This is a genomic window from Hymenobacter sp. YIM 151500-1 (assembly GCF_025979885.1).
Taxonomy (GTDB): Bacteria; Bacteroidota; Bacteroidia; order Cytophagales; family Hymenobacteraceae; genus Hymenobacter.
This window is the reverse complement of the sequence record NZ_CP110139.1, coordinates 4,250,319-4,266,644: the sequence shown is the minus strand read 5'-3', so window position 1 is coordinate 4,266,644 and position 16,326 is coordinate 4,250,319. Positions and strand designations below refer to the sequence as shown.

General features: G+C 59.5%; 14 protein-coding genes. 6 read left to right on the top strand and 8 right to left on the bottom strand.

Annotation, left to right across the window (positions count from 1 at the left end; genetic code table 11):
- Positions 1-7: 7 nt before the first annotated feature.
- The 7 genes from OIS53_RS17685 to OIS53_RS17655 form a co-directional block, all read right to left on the bottom strand.
- Positions 8-1,477: a hypothetical protein gene (locus OIS53_RS17685; protein WP_264679903.1), complete on the bottom strand. Its 1,470-nt coding sequence runs from the start codon at positions 1,475-1,477 to the stop codon at positions 8-10.
- Positions 1,478-1,590: 113 nt separating this feature from the next.
- Entirely contained in the window at positions 1,591-2,424 is an 834-nt protein-coding gene (locus OIS53_RS17680) for a phosphosulfolactate synthase (protein WP_264679902.1), read from the bottom strand.
- A 193-nt stretch (positions 2,425-2,617) separates the two neighbouring features.
- Positions 2,618-4,015: a tetratricopeptide repeat protein gene (locus tag OIS53_RS17675; protein ID WP_264679901.1), complete on the bottom strand. Its 1,398-nt coding sequence runs from the start codon at positions 4,013-4,015 to the stop codon at positions 2,618-2,620.
- Between the two features lie 346 nt (positions 4,016-4,361).
- Complete coding sequence (locus OIS53_RS17670; protein WP_264679900.1) at positions 4,362-5,360, bottom strand: NAD-dependent epimerase/dehydratase family protein; 999 nt, start codon at positions 5,358-5,360, stop codon at positions 4,362-4,364.
- A gap of 261 nt (positions 5,361-5,621) precedes the next feature.
- The gene (locus OIS53_RS17665) at positions 5,622-6,401 is read right to left on the bottom strand and encodes a tyrosine-protein phosphatase (protein ID WP_264679899.1); all 780 of its coding nucleotides are present in this window, start codon (positions 6,399-6,401) and stop codon (positions 5,622-5,624) included.
- Positions 6,402-6,420: 19 nt separating this feature from the next.
- Entirely contained in the window at positions 6,421-8,868 is a 2,448-nt protein-coding gene (locus OIS53_RS17660; protein ID WP_264679898.1) for a GumC family protein, read from the bottom strand.
- A 57-nt stretch (positions 8,869-8,925) separates the two neighbouring features.
- Positions 8,926-9,858: a polysaccharide biosynthesis/export family protein gene (locus tag OIS53_RS17655; RefSeq protein WP_264679897.1), complete on the bottom strand. Its 933-nt coding sequence runs from the start codon at positions 9,856-9,858 to the stop codon at positions 8,926-8,928.
- Positions 9,859-10,109: 251 nt separating this feature from the next.
- Here OIS53_RS17655 and OIS53_RS17650 point away from each other — a divergent pair, with 251 nt between their 5' ends.
- The 4 genes from OIS53_RS17650 to hpf all read left to right on the top strand — a co-directional run bounded on the left by OIS53_RS17650 (position 10,110) and on the right by hpf (position 12,987).
- Entirely contained in the window at positions 10,110-11,249 is a 1,140-nt protein-coding gene (locus tag OIS53_RS17650; RefSeq protein WP_264679896.1) for an acyl-CoA dehydrogenase family protein, read from the top strand.
- A gap of 172 nt (positions 11,250-11,421) precedes the next feature.
- Positions 11,422-11,616 carry a 30S ribosomal protein S21 gene (gene rpsU / locus OIS53_RS17645; protein ID WP_264679895.1) on the top strand — a complete coding sequence of 65 codons (195 nt, stop codon included), beginning with the start codon at positions 11,422-11,424 and terminating at the stop codon, positions 11,614-11,616.
- Positions 11,617-11,764: 148 nt separating this feature from the next.
- On the top strand, positions 11,765-12,652 hold the full coding sequence (locus tag OIS53_RS17640; protein WP_264679894.1) for a tyrosine-type recombinase/integrase: 888 nt from the start codon (positions 11,765-11,767) through the stop codon (positions 12,650-12,652).
- A gap of 35 nt (positions 12,653-12,687) precedes the next feature.
- A complete protein-coding gene (hpf, locus tag OIS53_RS17635) occupies positions 12,688-12,987 on the top strand; it encodes a ribosome hibernation-promoting factor, HPF/YfiA family (RefSeq protein ID WP_264679893.1) in 300 nt (99 codons plus the stop codon).
- Positions 12,988-13,075: 88 nt separating this feature from the next.
- On the opposite strand, the gene metK is transcribed toward hpf, so the two are convergent.
- Positions 13,076-14,338: a methionine adenosyltransferase gene (metK, locus tag OIS53_RS17630; protein WP_264679892.1), complete on the bottom strand. Its 1,263-nt coding sequence runs from the start codon at positions 14,336-14,338 to the stop codon at positions 13,076-13,078.
- A gap of 215 nt (positions 14,339-14,553) precedes the next feature.
- Here metK and OIS53_RS17625 point away from each other — a divergent pair, with 215 nt between their 5' ends.
- Both OIS53_RS17625 and OIS53_RS17620 read left to right on the top strand, forming a co-directional pair.
- Positions 14,554-15,387 (top strand): phosphatase PAP2 family protein, encoded by an 834-nt coding sequence (locus OIS53_RS17625; RefSeq protein WP_264679891.1) that lies wholly within the window; start codon positions 14,554-14,556, stop codon positions 15,385-15,387.
- 158 nt (positions 15,388-15,545) lie between these two features.
- Positions 15,546-16,307: a DUF2975 domain-containing protein gene (locus tag OIS53_RS17620; RefSeq protein ID WP_264679890.1), complete on the top strand. Its 762-nt coding sequence runs from the start codon at positions 15,546-15,548 to the stop codon at positions 16,305-16,307.
- Positions 16,308-16,326 lie beyond the last annotated feature (19 nt).

The following is a 16,326-nucleotide window of genomic DNA, read 5'->3' as shown; positions in this document are numbered from 1 at the left end:
CGGTAGCCTACTGACCGGCTGCGCTGGCCGGCTGCACGTACAGCGTTTTGCGGGGCAGCACGCCCCAGTAGTGCAGCAGCGCCACATTTACCGCCGACTGGCCGGGGTCGGTAACCGGAAACCAGCTCATAATGGTGCAGGTGTTGGGCAGGGGCACTACGTTGGTGGAGGCCTGGGCCAGCTGGGCCAGGGCCTGCCGCTCACAGGCGTTGCCGTCTTTCAGCCGGAATCTGTCCGTCACGGCAAACAGGATTCCTACTCCGAGGGCTAACCCCACGTAGCGTCGCCGGGCCGCGGCCGGAAGTTGTTGCAGTAAGTAGAGCGTCGTGGCTCCGTAGGCAAAAAACAGCCCCAGCAGCACCGGCTGCAGGGTGTCGCGGCGCAGGATGTGGGGGCGGTACTCCCGGTAGCCACCCAGGGGCAGCAGCAGCATGTATACCACCGCCAGCACGCCCAGCCACCGCAGGGCCGTGAGTAGGCGGTGGCCCTCGGCGGTGGCCGCCTTCCGGCGAATCAGCCACGCGTTCAACAACACCACCGCCAGTACGATAGGCGTACCGAGCTTCTGCGTCAACTGAGAAAAGAAGCCCTGGGGCAGCCGCTGGTACCGCTCGGCCAGGGGCAGCGTGTGGGTCAGATTCTCGGCGTTGTGCGTGCCGATGTACAGAGAATACAAACACACCAAACTGAAAAATCCGAACAGCAGCACAGTGGCCCAGGGCAAGGTGGGCAGCGGAGCTAGCCACCGGCTCAGCCCGCCGCCGGCCACCATCGGCCGGCGGCGCCAGTAGGTGCCGGCCACCACCAATGGGCACACTAGCAGCACTACGCCCGGCACCAGCGGGCCATGCAGGGCCAGCACCACGGCCAAGCCCGCCAGCCCCAGGACCAGCGGCGCCGGCAGCCGCAGCACCGGTTGGCCCTGGCGCCAGGCCCGGTAGAACGGCCAGAAGAACAGCAGCAGCAGCACCGAAGGCAGGGCGTAGAACCACGTGTAGGTGATGGAGCGGTCAATCAGGCCCAGCTGGTTGTTGTAGCCGGCCGTCTGAAACAGCGGCGTCAGCAACGCGGCTGCCACAACAAACGGGGCGCGCGTGGGGCGGGCCGTACCGCTGCAATATGCTGCCAGCAAATACAGCAGCGCCGCCTGCACCAACGTCTTAGCCAGGGCGCAGGCCAGGTACACGCTGTCGAGCGGAGTAGCGCCAGCGGCTTGCAGCCACAGAGGCACAGCCTTGAAGTAGGACGAAAACGACTGGTGAGCGACGTAGCGGTTGGGCGCGGCGTAAATTTCGTGCCGCAGCAAGGCCCCCAGCCCCAGCGGGTCGTGCAGCACAGCGCGGTACCCTTCGCTGGGCCAGATGATGGCGGCCATGTCGCCATCAAGCGGGGCCTGCAAGTGCTGGCCAAAGGAATACACCATATCAGCCAGCACCAGCACGGCCAGCAACACCACCAGAGGCTTCGGAATACGCATTTCGGGAATAGAAGGCCCGGCCAGCAACGGGCGGCCGGGCCGTATACAGACTAGCAGAACCGGAAAAAGAAAAGCCGCTGCCCGAAAGAGCAGCGGCTGTAAGCGCCAGTAAGTTATCCGCGCGGCATGGAGGTGCCGGGCTTGCCGGCGGGCCGGACTTCGGGGCGGAACATTTCGTCCACGCCGTCCATGTCGAGGAAGTGGGTGAACGTGTCGCCGCGCAGGCCCAGGCGGATGGTTTCCAGGCTCACAATTTCGTTGGGTGCAATGTTGCCCAGGTTCACGTTGGCACCCAGCAGCTTGATAAACCATACCTGCTGGGCCTTCTGCGGGGCTTCCCACAGGATTTTCTCGAACGGAATCTGGGTCAGAATCTCCTCTACCAAGCCCGAGCGTACCTCGCCCGTGCTCCGGAACAGGCCCACGTTGCCGGCTTCGCGGGCCTCGCCGATAACTTTGATGGCCCCGGCTTCCAGCTCGGTTCTCATCTGAGCAATCCACTTGTAGGGCGGAATAATCTTCTCCGCATCCTTGGAGCCTACCTCACTCAGCACCTTCACGTCTTTGGCCAGGGTGCTGATAAACTCCAGCTTTTTGTCGTGGTTCAGGTCAATGGACCCGTCCGATACCTCGGCGTACTCCATGTCGAAGTCGGAGAGCAGGCGGCGGTAATCGTCGAACTGATTGCGGATGATGAAGGCCTCAAACAACGTCCCACCGAAATATACTGGCACGCCGGCTTCCTTGTAGGCGGCCAGCTTACGCTTCAGGTTGGGCGTCACGTAAGAGGTGGCCCAGCCCAGCTTTACAATGTCGGTGTAGTCGGCCCCAACCTCCAGAAAATCTTCGGCTTCGCGCACGCTCAGGCCTTTGTCCATCACCATGGTAAAGCCTTGCTCGCGGGGTTTTTGGGTCCGCTCGGGGAGTTGGTTGAGGTTGTAGTTCATTCGTGGGGCTTGGGGTTTTGGGGTCCTGGGAGCCTGATTTTTCAGCCATACCCATTACCCTAAAAAAACAACGGGCGCAAAAGTACGCCCGAATTCTGTAATAGGTTGTTAGGGACTTGGGGGCTTAGTTTCTGCTCAACGATTGTATTGTAGAACAGAAACTAAGCCCCTAAGCCCCCAAGTCCCTAACAACCTATTTCCTATACTGCTCAATCAGGCGGGCCAGGGCTTTTTGCGACTCCAGCTCCGGAAAGTACTCGAATAGCAGGCGGTGCTTGTCGAAGTCCAGGGTCAGGGCGTTTTCCAGGCACTGGTAAGCTTCGCGGTAGCGGCCGGCGGCCAGCAGGTAGGCACACAGGCGGTAGTGCAGCTCGGCTTCCAGGGGCTGAATCTCCACGGCGTTGCGCATCAGGTCAATGGCTCCGTCGAAGTTGCCCTGCTCGTAGAGGATGATGCTCCAGTTCAGCCAGGCGTCCTTGTTGTCGGGCGCTACCTGAGTGGCCCGGTCGTAGGCCTCAACGGCCGACACCACGTTGCCCAGCTGGTACTCGGCCGCGGCCAGGGCCAGCCAGTACTCGATGCTTTCGTCGTAGAGGCTCACGGCCTTGCGGAAGAAGTGGATGGCCTCGAAGTACCGCTCCTGGGCGTTCATCACGATGCCCATGCCAAACCAGGCCTCGTCCATTTTCGGGTCCAGGTCCATGGCCTGCTGGTAGTGGCGGCGGGCCTGGTCCCACTCGGCCAGCTTCTCGTAGCACTCCCCGATGTTGCACATGGCCTCGGGCGTGGGCTCCCCTTCAGGGTAGCTCAGCTGAAACTCCTCAATGGCCCGCCGGTACTGCTCCAGGCTCACGTAGGTGCTGGCCAGAAAGCCGTGCGCCTCGTAGAATTTTGCGTCAATGAGGATGGCGTAGTCGAAGGCGCTGATGGCGTCGTCGTAGCGGGCGGCGCGGTAGTAGGCCTGGCCCAGGTTGTACCAGGCCACTGCCGAATAGGGGTCTTCATCGGTGAAGCGCCGGAAGAACTCCAGGTTTTTCTCCAGCCGCTCGCTCACTTCCAGGCAGTACAGCAGTTCCTGCACAGCCACGTCGTTGTCGGGGTTCAGGCGCAGGCTCTGCTTATAATACTTGGCGGCGCTCTTAAACTTCTGCCAGCTCTGGTAGGCCAGGCCCAGGTTAAAAAAGATGTCGTCGCGGTCCTGGGCCCGCTCAGCGGCCTGGTGGAAAAAGGCCACGGCCTCGGCAAACTCGCCTTTCTGGGTGGCAATAATGCCGCGCGTCACGGCCACGTCGGGGTTATCGGGGTCGAGGTGGGCCACGTCTTCAATCTGGCTGCTGGCCGCCGCGTACTCCCCTTTCATAGCCAGCACCTGAGAGCGGTCAATCAGCAGCTCCGTGCTGAACGGATACTGCGCAATGGCCGCCTCACATGCTTGCAGGGCTTTTTCGTACTGCGTAGTGGTGGTGTAGTGGTCGATGATATTCTCGAAATCGGCCAGGTCAAAAAATACAGGCTCATTGTGGGCCACCATGCGCTCGAATCGTCGCACGGTATCCAACACTTCGTCCCGGTCCTCAAAATTCTCGTTCATTCTCATGCTACTACTATCGGCCAGAAGCCGCCAACATGGCAGCCTCCGCAGGGCGGACGGCGGTTTACTCTCCGAAAAAAGCGTCCGCCCTGAATATACAACAACCGCACCGGAGGCGCATGGGTTCGGTTCTAAAAGGAGTGAAAAGGTGCCACGTTGAACGTTCTGCTTCATCTGGCGTCCGCGCAACCGGAGGCGCAGTCGAACCGAAGGAAGGCGTAGCCCAGCATCTCTCCCGCTCCGTTCTCACGATTGAGATTAGCCAGTGGTAGAGATGCTTCGGCAAGCTCAGCATGACCGACGTGCTACCTGTTACGTGTCACTTGTCACCATTTACCTCCCCACCTCATTCACTTCTCACCTTTTCCTGTAACCCCTCACAGCACCAGCGAATGGTTTCTGCTACGGGCCGAAACTCCATGCCCAGGGCACGGCGCACTTTGTCGGTTTGGTAGATGACGGGGTGGCGGCCGGCGCGGGCGGTGTCTTTGGTGATGAGCGGGCGGGCTCCAGTCAGCCAGGAGCGCAGGTGCTCTAGGCGCCAGATGGTTTCGGCGGCCCAGGTGGGCACGGCCACCGACGGGCCTTGCTTGCCAAAACTGGCTGCTGCCTGAGCCAGAAATTCGTGCAGGGGCACGGCGGCGGCACTTAGTACATACCGCTCCCCGCTTATTGTAGTGTCAAGCGTGAGGCGCAGCAGCATGTCCACCACGTCGCGCACGTCCACCACGTTGATGCTGCCGGGCGTGTAGAACCAGTGTTCCTGGTGGGCATAGCGGAAAAGGCGGGTGCTGCTGCGGTTCCAGTCGGCCGGCCCCAGAATCACGGAGGGATTCACAATAACCGCCCGCAGCCCTTCCGACACGCCGCGCCACACTTCCAGCTCCCCCAGGTACTTCGACGTGGCGTAGGCGTTGTGCTCGGCGCCCAGGTCCCACTTGGCATTTTCATCGAGAAACACCGGCCCCACAAGCTGCTCACTAGTACCAGCCACCCCGCCCAGCGCCGCCACCGACGACACAAAGCCCAGCCGGATGCCGGGCCGCTCCAGGCAGGCATCTACCACGTTGGCGGCCCCTTCCACATTGATTTGCAGCAGGGCCTCCTCATCCTGGGGGGCGTATGACACTAGGCCCGCGCAGTGAAACACGTGAGTTACGCCCTCCAGCGCCGCCCGCAGCCCCAGCCCATCCCGGATGTCGCCCTCCACCCATTCTACCCCATCGGCCCCGGCTACCAGCGGCACACGCTGCCGGTACAAGGCCCGCACCGGCAGCCCCCGCCGCCGCAGTTCCGGAATCAAAAAGCTACCCACCAAGCCGCTGCCACCAGTAACAAAAATCATTTTATAGGGACTTAGGGTCTTGGGGACTTAGGGGCTTAGTTTCTGTTCTAATTAACAGCCGTCATCCTTCATCTGGTGTCCGGCAATGGCCAAGTCAAAAGTCAGTGTAGCTAATGTCGTCTGCTCGTTGGCGCAGCCAAGTTATTCTAGCGCCAGCCGCTCCGCCGTGAGAAGGGGATTTATCTCGCCTGATAGGCAACGTGCTCAGAAGATGACAGCACAAATTTAAAACCTTAAGCCCCCAAGACCCTAAGTCCCCACTCACAAACTCGTATTCATCAGCGGCAGCGCGAGCAGCTTCCGCAGGTAGTCGGAGGGCAGCACTTTAGTGCGAATGTTTTCCAGGTGCTTCAGGTGGTGGGCGTCGGAGCCTACCAGGTCTACCAGGCCGGCGTCAATCAGCTTCTCGGCCACGCGCCTGGCTCCAGTGGAGTAGTAGCCAGTCAGGGAGTTCAGGTTGAGCTGAAGCCACACGCCCGTTTCCCGAATTTTCTCCAGCTCCTCAAAGCGCCCGTACAAGTAGGTGTACCGCTCTGGGTGGGCTAGCACCGGCTGGTAGCCCGCCGCCTGCAACTCGAATATGGTTTGCTGAAAGTTGAAGGGCTCGTTGATGTAGGAGGTTTCTACCAGCACGCAGCGCCGGGCCCCGCCGAAGCTGAGCAGCGGCTCCCCGTCCGCCAGCTTCTGCCCAAACCATTCATCCAGGTAATACTCCGCGGCACTCTCCAGCGTCACTCCCGTGATGCCTGCCGTTTGGGCGGCTTGTTGCAGCTGGTGCAGGGCCGCCCCGATGCCCTCGGGCGTGTTGCGGTAAAAGTCGCCCATGACGTGGGGCGTGAGCACCAGCTTGTGGTAGCCCAGGGCCTGCATGCTACGCACCAGCTCCACGGCCTGCTCCATGGTTTCGGCGCCGTCGTCGAGGCCGGGCAGCAGGTGGGAATGCATGTCGGTGCCTAGGCTGGCCAGGCTCCGTAGCTCCTCTGGTTGGGTGGTAGTGCCCTCCGCTTTGCGGCCCCACAGCTTTTGCAGAAAACTTGCCATGGGCCGAAGGTATCAGGGATTAGGAGAACTGCTTGCGGAGCCGTCCCAGCAAGCCGGCTTTGGGGGCCTCTTCCTCGTAGTATCCCTGCCCGTAGCCATAGCCGTAGCCGTAGCCGTAGCCATGCATGCTGCTGGCCTGGGCGTCGTTCAGGATGGTGGTCAGCTTGGTGAAGCCGTTGACGCGAATCAGCTTGTTGATATTCTTGAGGAACGATTTCTTGGAGTAGTTGGCGCGCACAATGTAAATTGGCACGTCGGCCCGGCGCATAATCAGGATGCCGTCCGTTACCAGCCCCACCGGCGGAGTGTCAATCATCACCACGTCGTAGTGCTGAAACAAGCTCTCCACCAACTCGTCGAAACGCGGACTCAGAATCAACTCCGAGGGGTTGGGCGGCGTGGGGCCGGCCGAGATAAAGTCGAGGCTCGGAATAGATGTGTGCTGCAAGCATTCCTGCCAAGTGTGCTTCTCAATCAGGATGGTGCTAACGCCCTTCACGTTTTCGGCGTCGAAGGCCAGGTTGATTTTGGGCTTGCGCATGTCCAGGTCCAGAATCACCACCCGCTGGTCGGAGGCGGCAATGATGCCGGCCAGGTTCACCGTCACGAAGGTTTTGCCTTCGCCGCTCACCGTCGACGTAACCGAAATCAGGCGCTTCTTCTTGGACGACGCCATGAACTCCAGGTTGGTGCGGATGGAGCGAATAGCCTCGGATATGGCCGACTTGGGGTTTTTGTCTACTACCAGCTTCGACACCACCATCTTTTCCTTCTCGTAGGTCGGAATCACGCCCAGCACCGGCGCCTGGGTGTTGCGCTCCAGCTCGGCCACGTTGGTCACGGTGTTGTGCAGCAGGTAGCGCGCCGCAATCAGCCCCAGGCCCAGCACCACGCCGGCCGCCAGCCCGATGGCGTACACCATCAGCCGGCGCGGCGAAATCGGGATGCTAGGCAGCGTGGCCGGCGACAGAATCTGAAAGTCGGGCGTGGTGCCGGCCAGCTGAATGCCGAACTCAATCTTCCGGTCCATCATGTTGATATTGTACTTTTCGTACAACTCAAGCGGCCGTTGGAGGCGAGCTTGCTCGGTTTGCTTTTCAGGCAGCTCCCGCAGGCGGGCTTCCAGCTCGGCCTGTTTGATGTCCATCTTGGCCAGTTGGCGCCGGACCAGCCGCTGGTTTTTTTGCAACAGCTCCCGGATAACCTGCTTGGTATCGGCAATTTGCTCCTGCCGCAGCTTCACGGCATCGGTAGAGTTCTGGTACGAGAACTGCACCCGCCGCAGGTCCAGTTGCTGGTCGCTCAGCTCGGCAATGCGCTGGGTCAGCTGCCCGTCCTTGATGCTCGACAATGCCGGCACGCTCTGAAACACGTCTCCGTCTTCACGGGTGGTCAGGCGGTCCTGTTCTATCAGGCGGGCCAGGTCGGCCAGCAGATCGGCTTGCTCCTCCAGCTTCTCCCGCTCATCTTCCAGCTGCTGGAGCAGCTGGGTGATCTGCGCAACGTCGGCTTTGACGTCGTTGGTTTTGTTGCGCTTGAAAAAAGCCTGTAGGTTTTCTTCGGCCCCTTGCAGGTTGCCCCGGTTTTCGCCGAGCTGCTCGTCCAGGAATTTCATGCTTCGGGCGGCCTGCTCCTGCTTGCGCAGTATTTTCTCCACCAAGTACACCGAGTCAATCTTATTGACAATGGCCTGAGCTTTCTGCGGATTGTGGTCGGTGAAGGAAATGCCGATGGTATTGGCCTCGGGGTTGATGATTTCGACCAGCAGGTTTTCGTTCAGGTACTCGTTCAGGCTGGCGTCGTCGTTAATAACGAAATGATAGCTACCATCCAACGCCTCAGTGGTGTAGGCATCGGTAGCAAACACGCGCAGCAGAAAGCCCGCCGCCTGAACCGGCTGGCCGAAGCTGTATTCGCCGGATTCCTCTTGATTGTTGGCTGTATACGTCAGGCGGAAGCGCCGATTAGGCAGAAACTGCAGCCCAAACTTGGTGTTGTAGGCAGCACCCTCTTTCGCTTCATACTCCACGCGAAACGGCGAGGTGCGGTACAGCTCACTTTCCAGCACCGTGCCCTCCACGTAGTAGGTTACATCCAGCTTCAGCGAATCTTTTAGCCGCCGGTAAATCAGGTCGGATTTAATAAGCTCAATTTCACCCGACAGCTTGTTTACGTTCTGCTGCTTTTCGGCAGCCCCGCCCAGCGCGCCAATGCCCAGCACGCCAGCTTCGGTTTTTTCGTCAATTTTGAGAGTAGAGGAGGACTTGTAAGTGGGCGGAGTATAGCGCAGGAAAAGCCAGGCCGCCGTAACACCCACCACAATCAGCAGCAAGATCCACGGCACGCTTTTGCGCGCCACCATCACCAACGTGGTTAGATCAAGGCCGCCGCCTTCGCTTTCTTCCTCCGGCTCGGCGCCCGCACTGCGGATGAGTTCTTCTAGCTCAGCGTCTTCTTTCGCTGCCATGTAGTACTAATTGTTTTCAGAGAATGACGTAGATACAGATAGCAAGTCAATCGGCAGTTAGTTGTTGATTTGGGATATAATAAAAAAGATATTGGCAATTCCGGCAAGGCTGCCAATTAGCCCGAACAGGGGGCCAGCATCCTGCAGGCTTTCGAAGAAAGGCCGCCGAATGGGTTCAACATAAATTATATCATTGGGTTCCACCTGTAGGTTAGCCCGGCGCATGCCCTCAATGGTCGTCAGGTCAATAACTTGCACCTGCGGATTTTTCAAATCACCCCGAATCAGGCGAATATTGTCGACCCGGCCAACGCGGCTCTGGCCGGTAGTTCCCGCAAAGCCACCTTCAATGCCTCCCGCGGCGGCCAGCACTTCCAACAAATTCATGTTGTCGTTGAACATGGAGATTATTTGTCCGGACCCTCCGCTGGTAGCACCCAGCACAATGATGCGGTTGTTGGTGACCCGGGTGGTCACAAACGCTTCCTTGTAAAACTCTGCGTACCTGGTTTGCAGCAGACTATCGGCTTGCAGCAACGTCAGGCCCGACAGTTTCACCGTGCCTACTAGGGGTAGCTTCACCACGCCGTCCCGCTGCACCAAAAACTCAGCCAAGGGTTGCTGCCCCGCCTGGCCCCCAATCCGTTGTGGCTGGGCTGACCGGCCACCGCTGCCCTGCCGGTTGACGCTGCCGGCGCCAGTGCCCGCGGGCTGACCAAAAAACAACTCCCCGTTGGGGTCCAGAATTCGCTCCCCTCTATTGGTATACACCCGCACGTCGAGGAAGTCGTTGGGCTGGATGATGTAGTTGCGCTCGGCCCGGTTTACTACGTTGCGCAGGCTGGCCGTGTCGAGGCGGCCGGCGCCATCCGTGCGGAAGAGGATGTTCTGCTGACGGATGCGCGAGGCAGTGCACGAGGCGAAAAACAGCACTACAGGCACGCACAGCACCCACAGGCGCAAGAGGCGGCAAGAAAAAGATGGTTGCATGCAGGCCGGGAAGCCGGGTTCAGGTTCGGATGTAACGACAGCGCCGCGCCGGGCGGTTTTTGTCTGAAAAACCACCAAAGGTAACCGAATTAGGACGCCCTTTCAAAATTCGTGCCCCGTCAGGCCCGAATCCTGTACTGGCGGATGCAGCCGCAAAATCGTACTTTCGCGGACCCAAAACTGAGCCCTGCGGGTTGTAGCCTGCAGCTAGCTTCTTTACTTCCCACCCACCCTTATATCCCACCCCACCCATGGAACTGGTCGCTACCGAAAACCAGACAATGATTGCCCAGATGGTGCGCGACTTCGGCGCCCAGCACATCAAGCCCCACATGATGCGGTGGGACGAAACCCAGGAGTTCCCCATCGACGTGTTTCACAAGCTCGGTGAGCTAGGCCTGATGGGCGTGCTGGTGCCGCAGGAGTACGGCGGCTCGGGCTTTGGCTACATGGAGTACGTCACGGCCATTGCCGAGCTGGCCAAAATCGACGGCAGCATCGGCCTAAGCATGGCGGCGCACAACTCCTTGTGCACCGGCCACATCCTGCAGCACGCTTCGGAGGAGCAAAAGCGCAAGTACCTGCCCAAGCTGGCTTCCGGTGAGTGGATTGGGGCCTGGGGCCTGACAGAGCCCAACACCGGCTCCGACGCCGGCAACATGCGCACCGTGGCCGTGGAAGACGGCGACTATTACGTGCTGAACGGAGCCAAAAACTTCATTACCCACGGCAAGAGCGGGAATGTGGCCGTGGTTATTGCCCGCACCGGCGAAGTCGGCGACTCGCACGGCATGACGGCTTTCATCATTGAGCGGGGCACGCCTGGTTTTGCGGCCGGCCGCAAGGAAGATAAGCTGGGGATGCGCGCCTCCGAAACTACGGAGCTGATTTTCACCGACTGCCGCGTGCCCAAGGAAAACGTGATTGGCAAGGTTGGCGACGGGTTTGTGCAGTCGTTGAAGGTGCTCGACGGCGGCCGGATCAGCATTGCGGCTCTGAGCCTGGGCATTGCGCAGGGTGCCTACGAGGCGGCCGTGCAATATTCCAAGGAACGCCACCAGTTCAACCAGCCCATCAGCAACTTCCAGGGCGTGGCCTTCAAGCTGGCCGACATGGCTACCGAAATCGAGGCGGCCTCGCTGCTGACTTACCGCGCTGCCGACATGAAGGACCACGGCCAGAACGTGAACCGCGAGTCAGCAATGGCCAAGCTGTACGCCTCGGAAGTGTCGGTGCGCGTGGCGAATGAGGCGGTGCAAATCTTCGGGGGCTACGGCTATACCAAGGATTATCCGGCCGAGAAGTACTACCGCGACGCCAAGCTGTGCACCATCGGCGAAGGCACCTCCGAGATTCAGAAGCTGGTTATTGCCCGCGCCCTGCTGAAGTAAGAATCACAGGATTGAATCACAGATTGTGCAGATTAAAAAATTTGATTTCACAGATTTTGGGGGTGCACTTCGGGCGGCTCGTCAGTAATCTGTGAAATCAAATTTTTTAATCTGCACAATCTGTGATTATCTTTGCGGCCCTCCAACCCTGGATTCCAACCTCACTGAAGATATGATCATCGTCCAAATCAAAGAAAACGAGTCGGTTGACCGCGCGCTGAAGCGCTTCAAAAAGAAATTTGAGCGCACGGGCGTGCTGAAAGAGCTGCGCCGCCGCACCTTCTTCCAGAAGCCTTCTATTACCCAGCGTAAGCAGAAGCAGAAAGCTATCTACAAGCAGGCTACTTACGGCACCGACGCCAGCTAGACGCCACCTCGTTTTCAGGGCCGAAAAGCCGGATAATTTGCTCTACGGGGCAGATTATCCGGCTTTTTGTATTCAGTGGTTTCGCTTTTTTCTTTTCGGCGAATTCTCTACATTAGAAACCCGGCCCCAGCCAGCGGGCCTGCCGCGTATGGAATTGTTTTTTGACTATCTGCGGTTTGAGCGCCGCTACAGCCCGCATACGGTCCTTTCGTACCAAACCGACTTACGGCAGTTTTCGGAATACCTGCTGGCCGCTTTCGAGCTGGCCGACCCCACGCAGGCCGACCACACCCTGATTAGGTCCTGGGTGGTGGCCCTGATGCAGCAGCACCGCGACCCGCGCACCGTGAACCGCAAAATTGCCTGCCTGCGCTCCTATTTCAAGTATTTGCTGCGCACCGGGGCCATTCAGAAAAACCCCATGCTGCGCATTACCTCGCCCAAGGTGGCTAAGAAGCTGCCCGACTTCGTACCGGAGGAATCATTGAACGGGCTGCTTAACTCGTTTGCCTTCCCGGACGACTTTGCCGGGGTGCGCGACCAGCTGATTTTGGAGCTGCTCTACGGCACGGGCATCCGCTTGTCGGAGCTGCTGGGCATCCGGCACGACGACCTGAGTTTGAGCGGCCGGACGGTGCGCGTAACGGGCAAGGGCAACAAGCAGCGGCTGGTGCCGCTGAACCCTACGCTGCTGGCCGTACTGGAACGCTATATAGCCCGCAAGCAACGCGACTTTGCGCCCGGCAGCAACGCGTGGCCGGCCTTGCTCGTTACCAATAAGGGCGAGCCGCTCTACGAAAAGTTCGTCTACCGCACCGTGAAGCACTATTTAAGTCAGATTACGACGGCCTCGGGCCAGCAGCACCCGCACGTGCTGCGCCACTCGTTTGCCACGCACCTGCTGGGCAAAGGGGCTGATCTGAATGCCATTAAGGAGCTGCTCGGGCACGCGAATCTGGCGGCCACTCAGGTATACACTCACCTGAGCATCGACAAGCTGAAATCAGTGTTTGATAAGGCCCACCCAAAGGCCTGATTTGTTTCTTGTTCTACCCCTTAACCCAACCCCCGATGAAAGTACAGACGCAATCGGTGCATTTTGATGCCGACCAGAAACTGCTCGACTTCATCCAGAAGCGCCTCGATAAGCTGGAAACCTTTTATGACCGCGTGATAGAGGGCGAAGTAATTCTGCGCCTCAACAACAAAGACGGTATCAATAATAAAACTGTGGAAGTGAAGCTGCACGTACCCGGCGCCACCTTGTTCTCGCAGGAAGACGCCGCCTCGTTTGAAGCCGCAACCGACGCCGCCGCCGACAACCTGAAGCGGCAGATTACCAAGCACAAGGAGAAGCTAACGGCTCATTAAGCCGCCACTTGTAGAGAGCTGAAATAGAAACGCCCGACCTGCTACAGCAGGCCGGGCGTTTTGGTGTAGCGCAAACTTTAACTACAGCCTACAAGCCGAACTCGGCTTTGATTTTGTCCACGTAGTCGAGCTTTTCCCAGGTGAAGGTTTCGACTTCCTTGGTGGTGCCATCGGCCAGGCTCACGTGCTTAGTGCCGGGCTGGCGGCCCATGTGGCCGTAGGCGGCCGACTCGGCGAAAATGGGGTTTTGCAGGCCCAGGCGCTGCACAATGGCGTAAGGGCGCAGGTCGAATAGGCGCTGCACCTTGTCGGCAATCTGGCCGTCGGTGAGCTGGCGGCCGTCGGGGCCGTTGGCTTTGGTGGTGCCGTAGGTGGTGACGAACACGCCCACGGGCTCGGCCACGCCGATGGCGTAGGCTACCTGCACCAGCACCTGGTCGGCGACGCCGGCAGCCACCAGGTTTTTGGCAATGTGGCGGGCGGCGTAGGCGGCCGAGCGGTCCACTTTCGAGGAATCTTTGCCGGAGAAGGCGCCGCCGCCGTGGGCGCCCTTGCCGCCGTAGGTGTCGACGATGATTTTGCGGCCGGTGAGGCCGGAGTCGCCGTGGGGGCCCCCGATGACGAACTTGCCGGTGGGGTTGATGTGGTAGGTGATGTCGTCGGTGAAGAGCTGCTGCACGCCAAAGCTCAGCTGGTCCTTCACCCGCGGAATCAGGATGGTTTTGATGTCCTGCTCAATCTGCCGCAGCATGGCCGCTTCGCTGGGGTCGAACTCGTCGTGCTGGGTGCTGACCACGATGGTTTCAATGGCCTCGGGGGTATTGTCGTCGGTGTAGCGGATGGTAACCTGGCTTTTAGCGTCGGGGCGGAGGTAGGTCATCTGCTCCCCGGCCTTGCGGATGGCCGACAGCTCCCGCAGCAGGCGGTGCGACAGGTCGAGGGCCAGGGGCATGTAGTTGGCCGTTTCGCGGGTGGCGTACCCGAACATCATGCCCTGGTCGCCGGCGCCCTGCTCCTCGGGGCGGGCCCGCTCTACGCCCTGGTTGATGTCGGGCGACTGTTCGTGCAGGCGGTTCATTACCTCGCAGGTGTCGGCGTTGAACAGGTACTCGGGTCTGTTGTAGCCGATGCGCCGAATCACTTCCCGGATAATTGGCTCGGCTTCCACGCGGGCCGACGATTTGATTTCACCGGCCACCAGGGCAAAGTCGGTGGTAACCAGGGTTTCGCAGGCTACTTTCGCCGCGGGGTCCTGCCGCAGATATTCGTCGAGGATGGCGTCCGAAATCTGGTCGGCTACTTTATCGGGGTGGCCTTCCGAAACAGACTCGGAGGTGAACAGGTAAGGCATCAGCTGAAAAAGTGAAGTACGCAAGGGGCCGGCAGCCCCTGCCCTGCCGCGGCCTTGGTGCCGGGCAGGGCCGCAAAGCTACAAGTTTTCTGAGTGCGTCGGGAACTCCGCCGCCAACATGCTTCGGAAAGCCTAACCGCACCGCCGCAGCCAACCTCAACAGCAGCGTTGCGTTTAGGGGGCAGTTTCTCCCTATTTTCCTTTGCTGTACTTCCATGAAAAAAGCCGCTGCTTCCCTGCTGCTCACCTTTTCTTTGCTTACCGGAGCCACCGCCCAGGCCCAACAGCCCCAGGCCAGCTCCCCGTACCGCACCCGCTTTGTGGTGGATGCGCCTATTACGCTGGGCCTGGCCGGCGCCAACGTGCTGGGCCTCTACCTCATTCAGCAGAAAACCGGCCTGACCAAGGAGGAGGTGGCCGCCCTCAGCAAAAACAACGTGCCCAAGTTCGACCGGTTTGTGGCCGGCAAGTACAGTGAATCGGCCCGCACCAAGAGCGACTATCTATTTTATGGCTCTTTGGTGGCTACTCCTACCTTTTTGGCGCTGCTGCCGGCCACCCGCCACCGCTACGGCCAGGTGGCGGGCCTGTACGTGCAGACGGTAGCCACCACGGGCGCTTTGTTCACCATGGCGGCTGGCAACGTGTACCGCAGCCGCCCGCTCACCTACAGCAACGAGGCCTCCACCCGGCAGCGCACCCGCAAGAACGCCACTAACTCGTTTTTCGCGGGCCACACCGCCACCACGGCCACGGCTACTTTCTTCGCCGCCAAGGTGTTTAACGACTTCCACCCCGACTCGCCGGCCCGGCCCTACGTGTGGGGCGCGGCAGCCGCCATTCCGGCCGCGGTGGGCTACTACCGCCTGCAAGCTGGCAAGCACTTCCTCTCCGACAACCTGCTGGGCTACGCCGTGGGCGCCACGGCCGGCATCCTAGTGCCGCACCTGCACAAAGCTGGTCAAGGCCGCCTGAGTCTGGAGCCCATACAGGGCATCAATAGCAACGGCTACGCCTACAGCGGCCTGCTACTGACGAAGCGGCTGTAGCAAGCCTTCTTTTTAGTTTTCGTGGCAACCCGGTTTGGCCTTGGCTAAACCGGGTTGTTGCTTTTCGGCATATTTTTTCCCTTTATCAGAAATTATTTATTGTTTTTCAATAAATACTATTTTCTTTGCTGGTGTCGAACCTAACCATTCCTCAGCGTATGGCCACGAAATCAACGGCGTTTGTACTGCGGTACACCAGATTCGTAATTGCCTTGCTCTTTATTGGCTCCTGCGTCAATGTGTTGGCCACCTTGTTCAGCGCGGGTCATACCACGGGCCATCCTTCGGTACCAGCAGATACCATGACATTGCGGCTTAACTTAGCTCACCCGCATTATTACACCTTCGAAGGAACCGTGCGGGATATGAAAAGGGGCTGGCAGGATGCGCAACAAGATGCGCTAGCGGTGCCACGACCTGCGCCTTTCACTCCAGATTCTGTAGCCCCGAGCTTCAACCGTTCTGGTTTTGAATTACTGGCCGATACCGATCAGCAGATAGTGCGCTATCGGGAACCCAGCCTCTGGCGTCGGGTAGCGTTGCTGTGGCTGGGAGCGTCGCACGAAACCATGGCGTTGAGCACAGCTCTGATCTTAACTGCCCTGACGTGGTTGCTTTGGCGACTACTCCGCGATGTAACGCCAGCTACTCCTTTCACGCAAACCAATGCTCGCCGGTTAAGGCAGATGCTCTTATTGATAGTAGGGTGGATTGTGTGGCAACAGCTAGCCCATCTGTTCCTTTCCTTCCTGATGCCTGCTTTCTCCTTGCAAAATCTTGCCTTGCCCGTAGCGCGCTATGTCGAGCTAAACGGAGACGCTCAGGCGCCAGAAATGTGGATGGTGATGGTTCTCAGCGTTGTTGCGCTTATGTACCGCCGCGGCGTCGAGCTAAGCCAGGAGGCCGAGCTTACAATTTGACACCAGTACTGGGACCTTG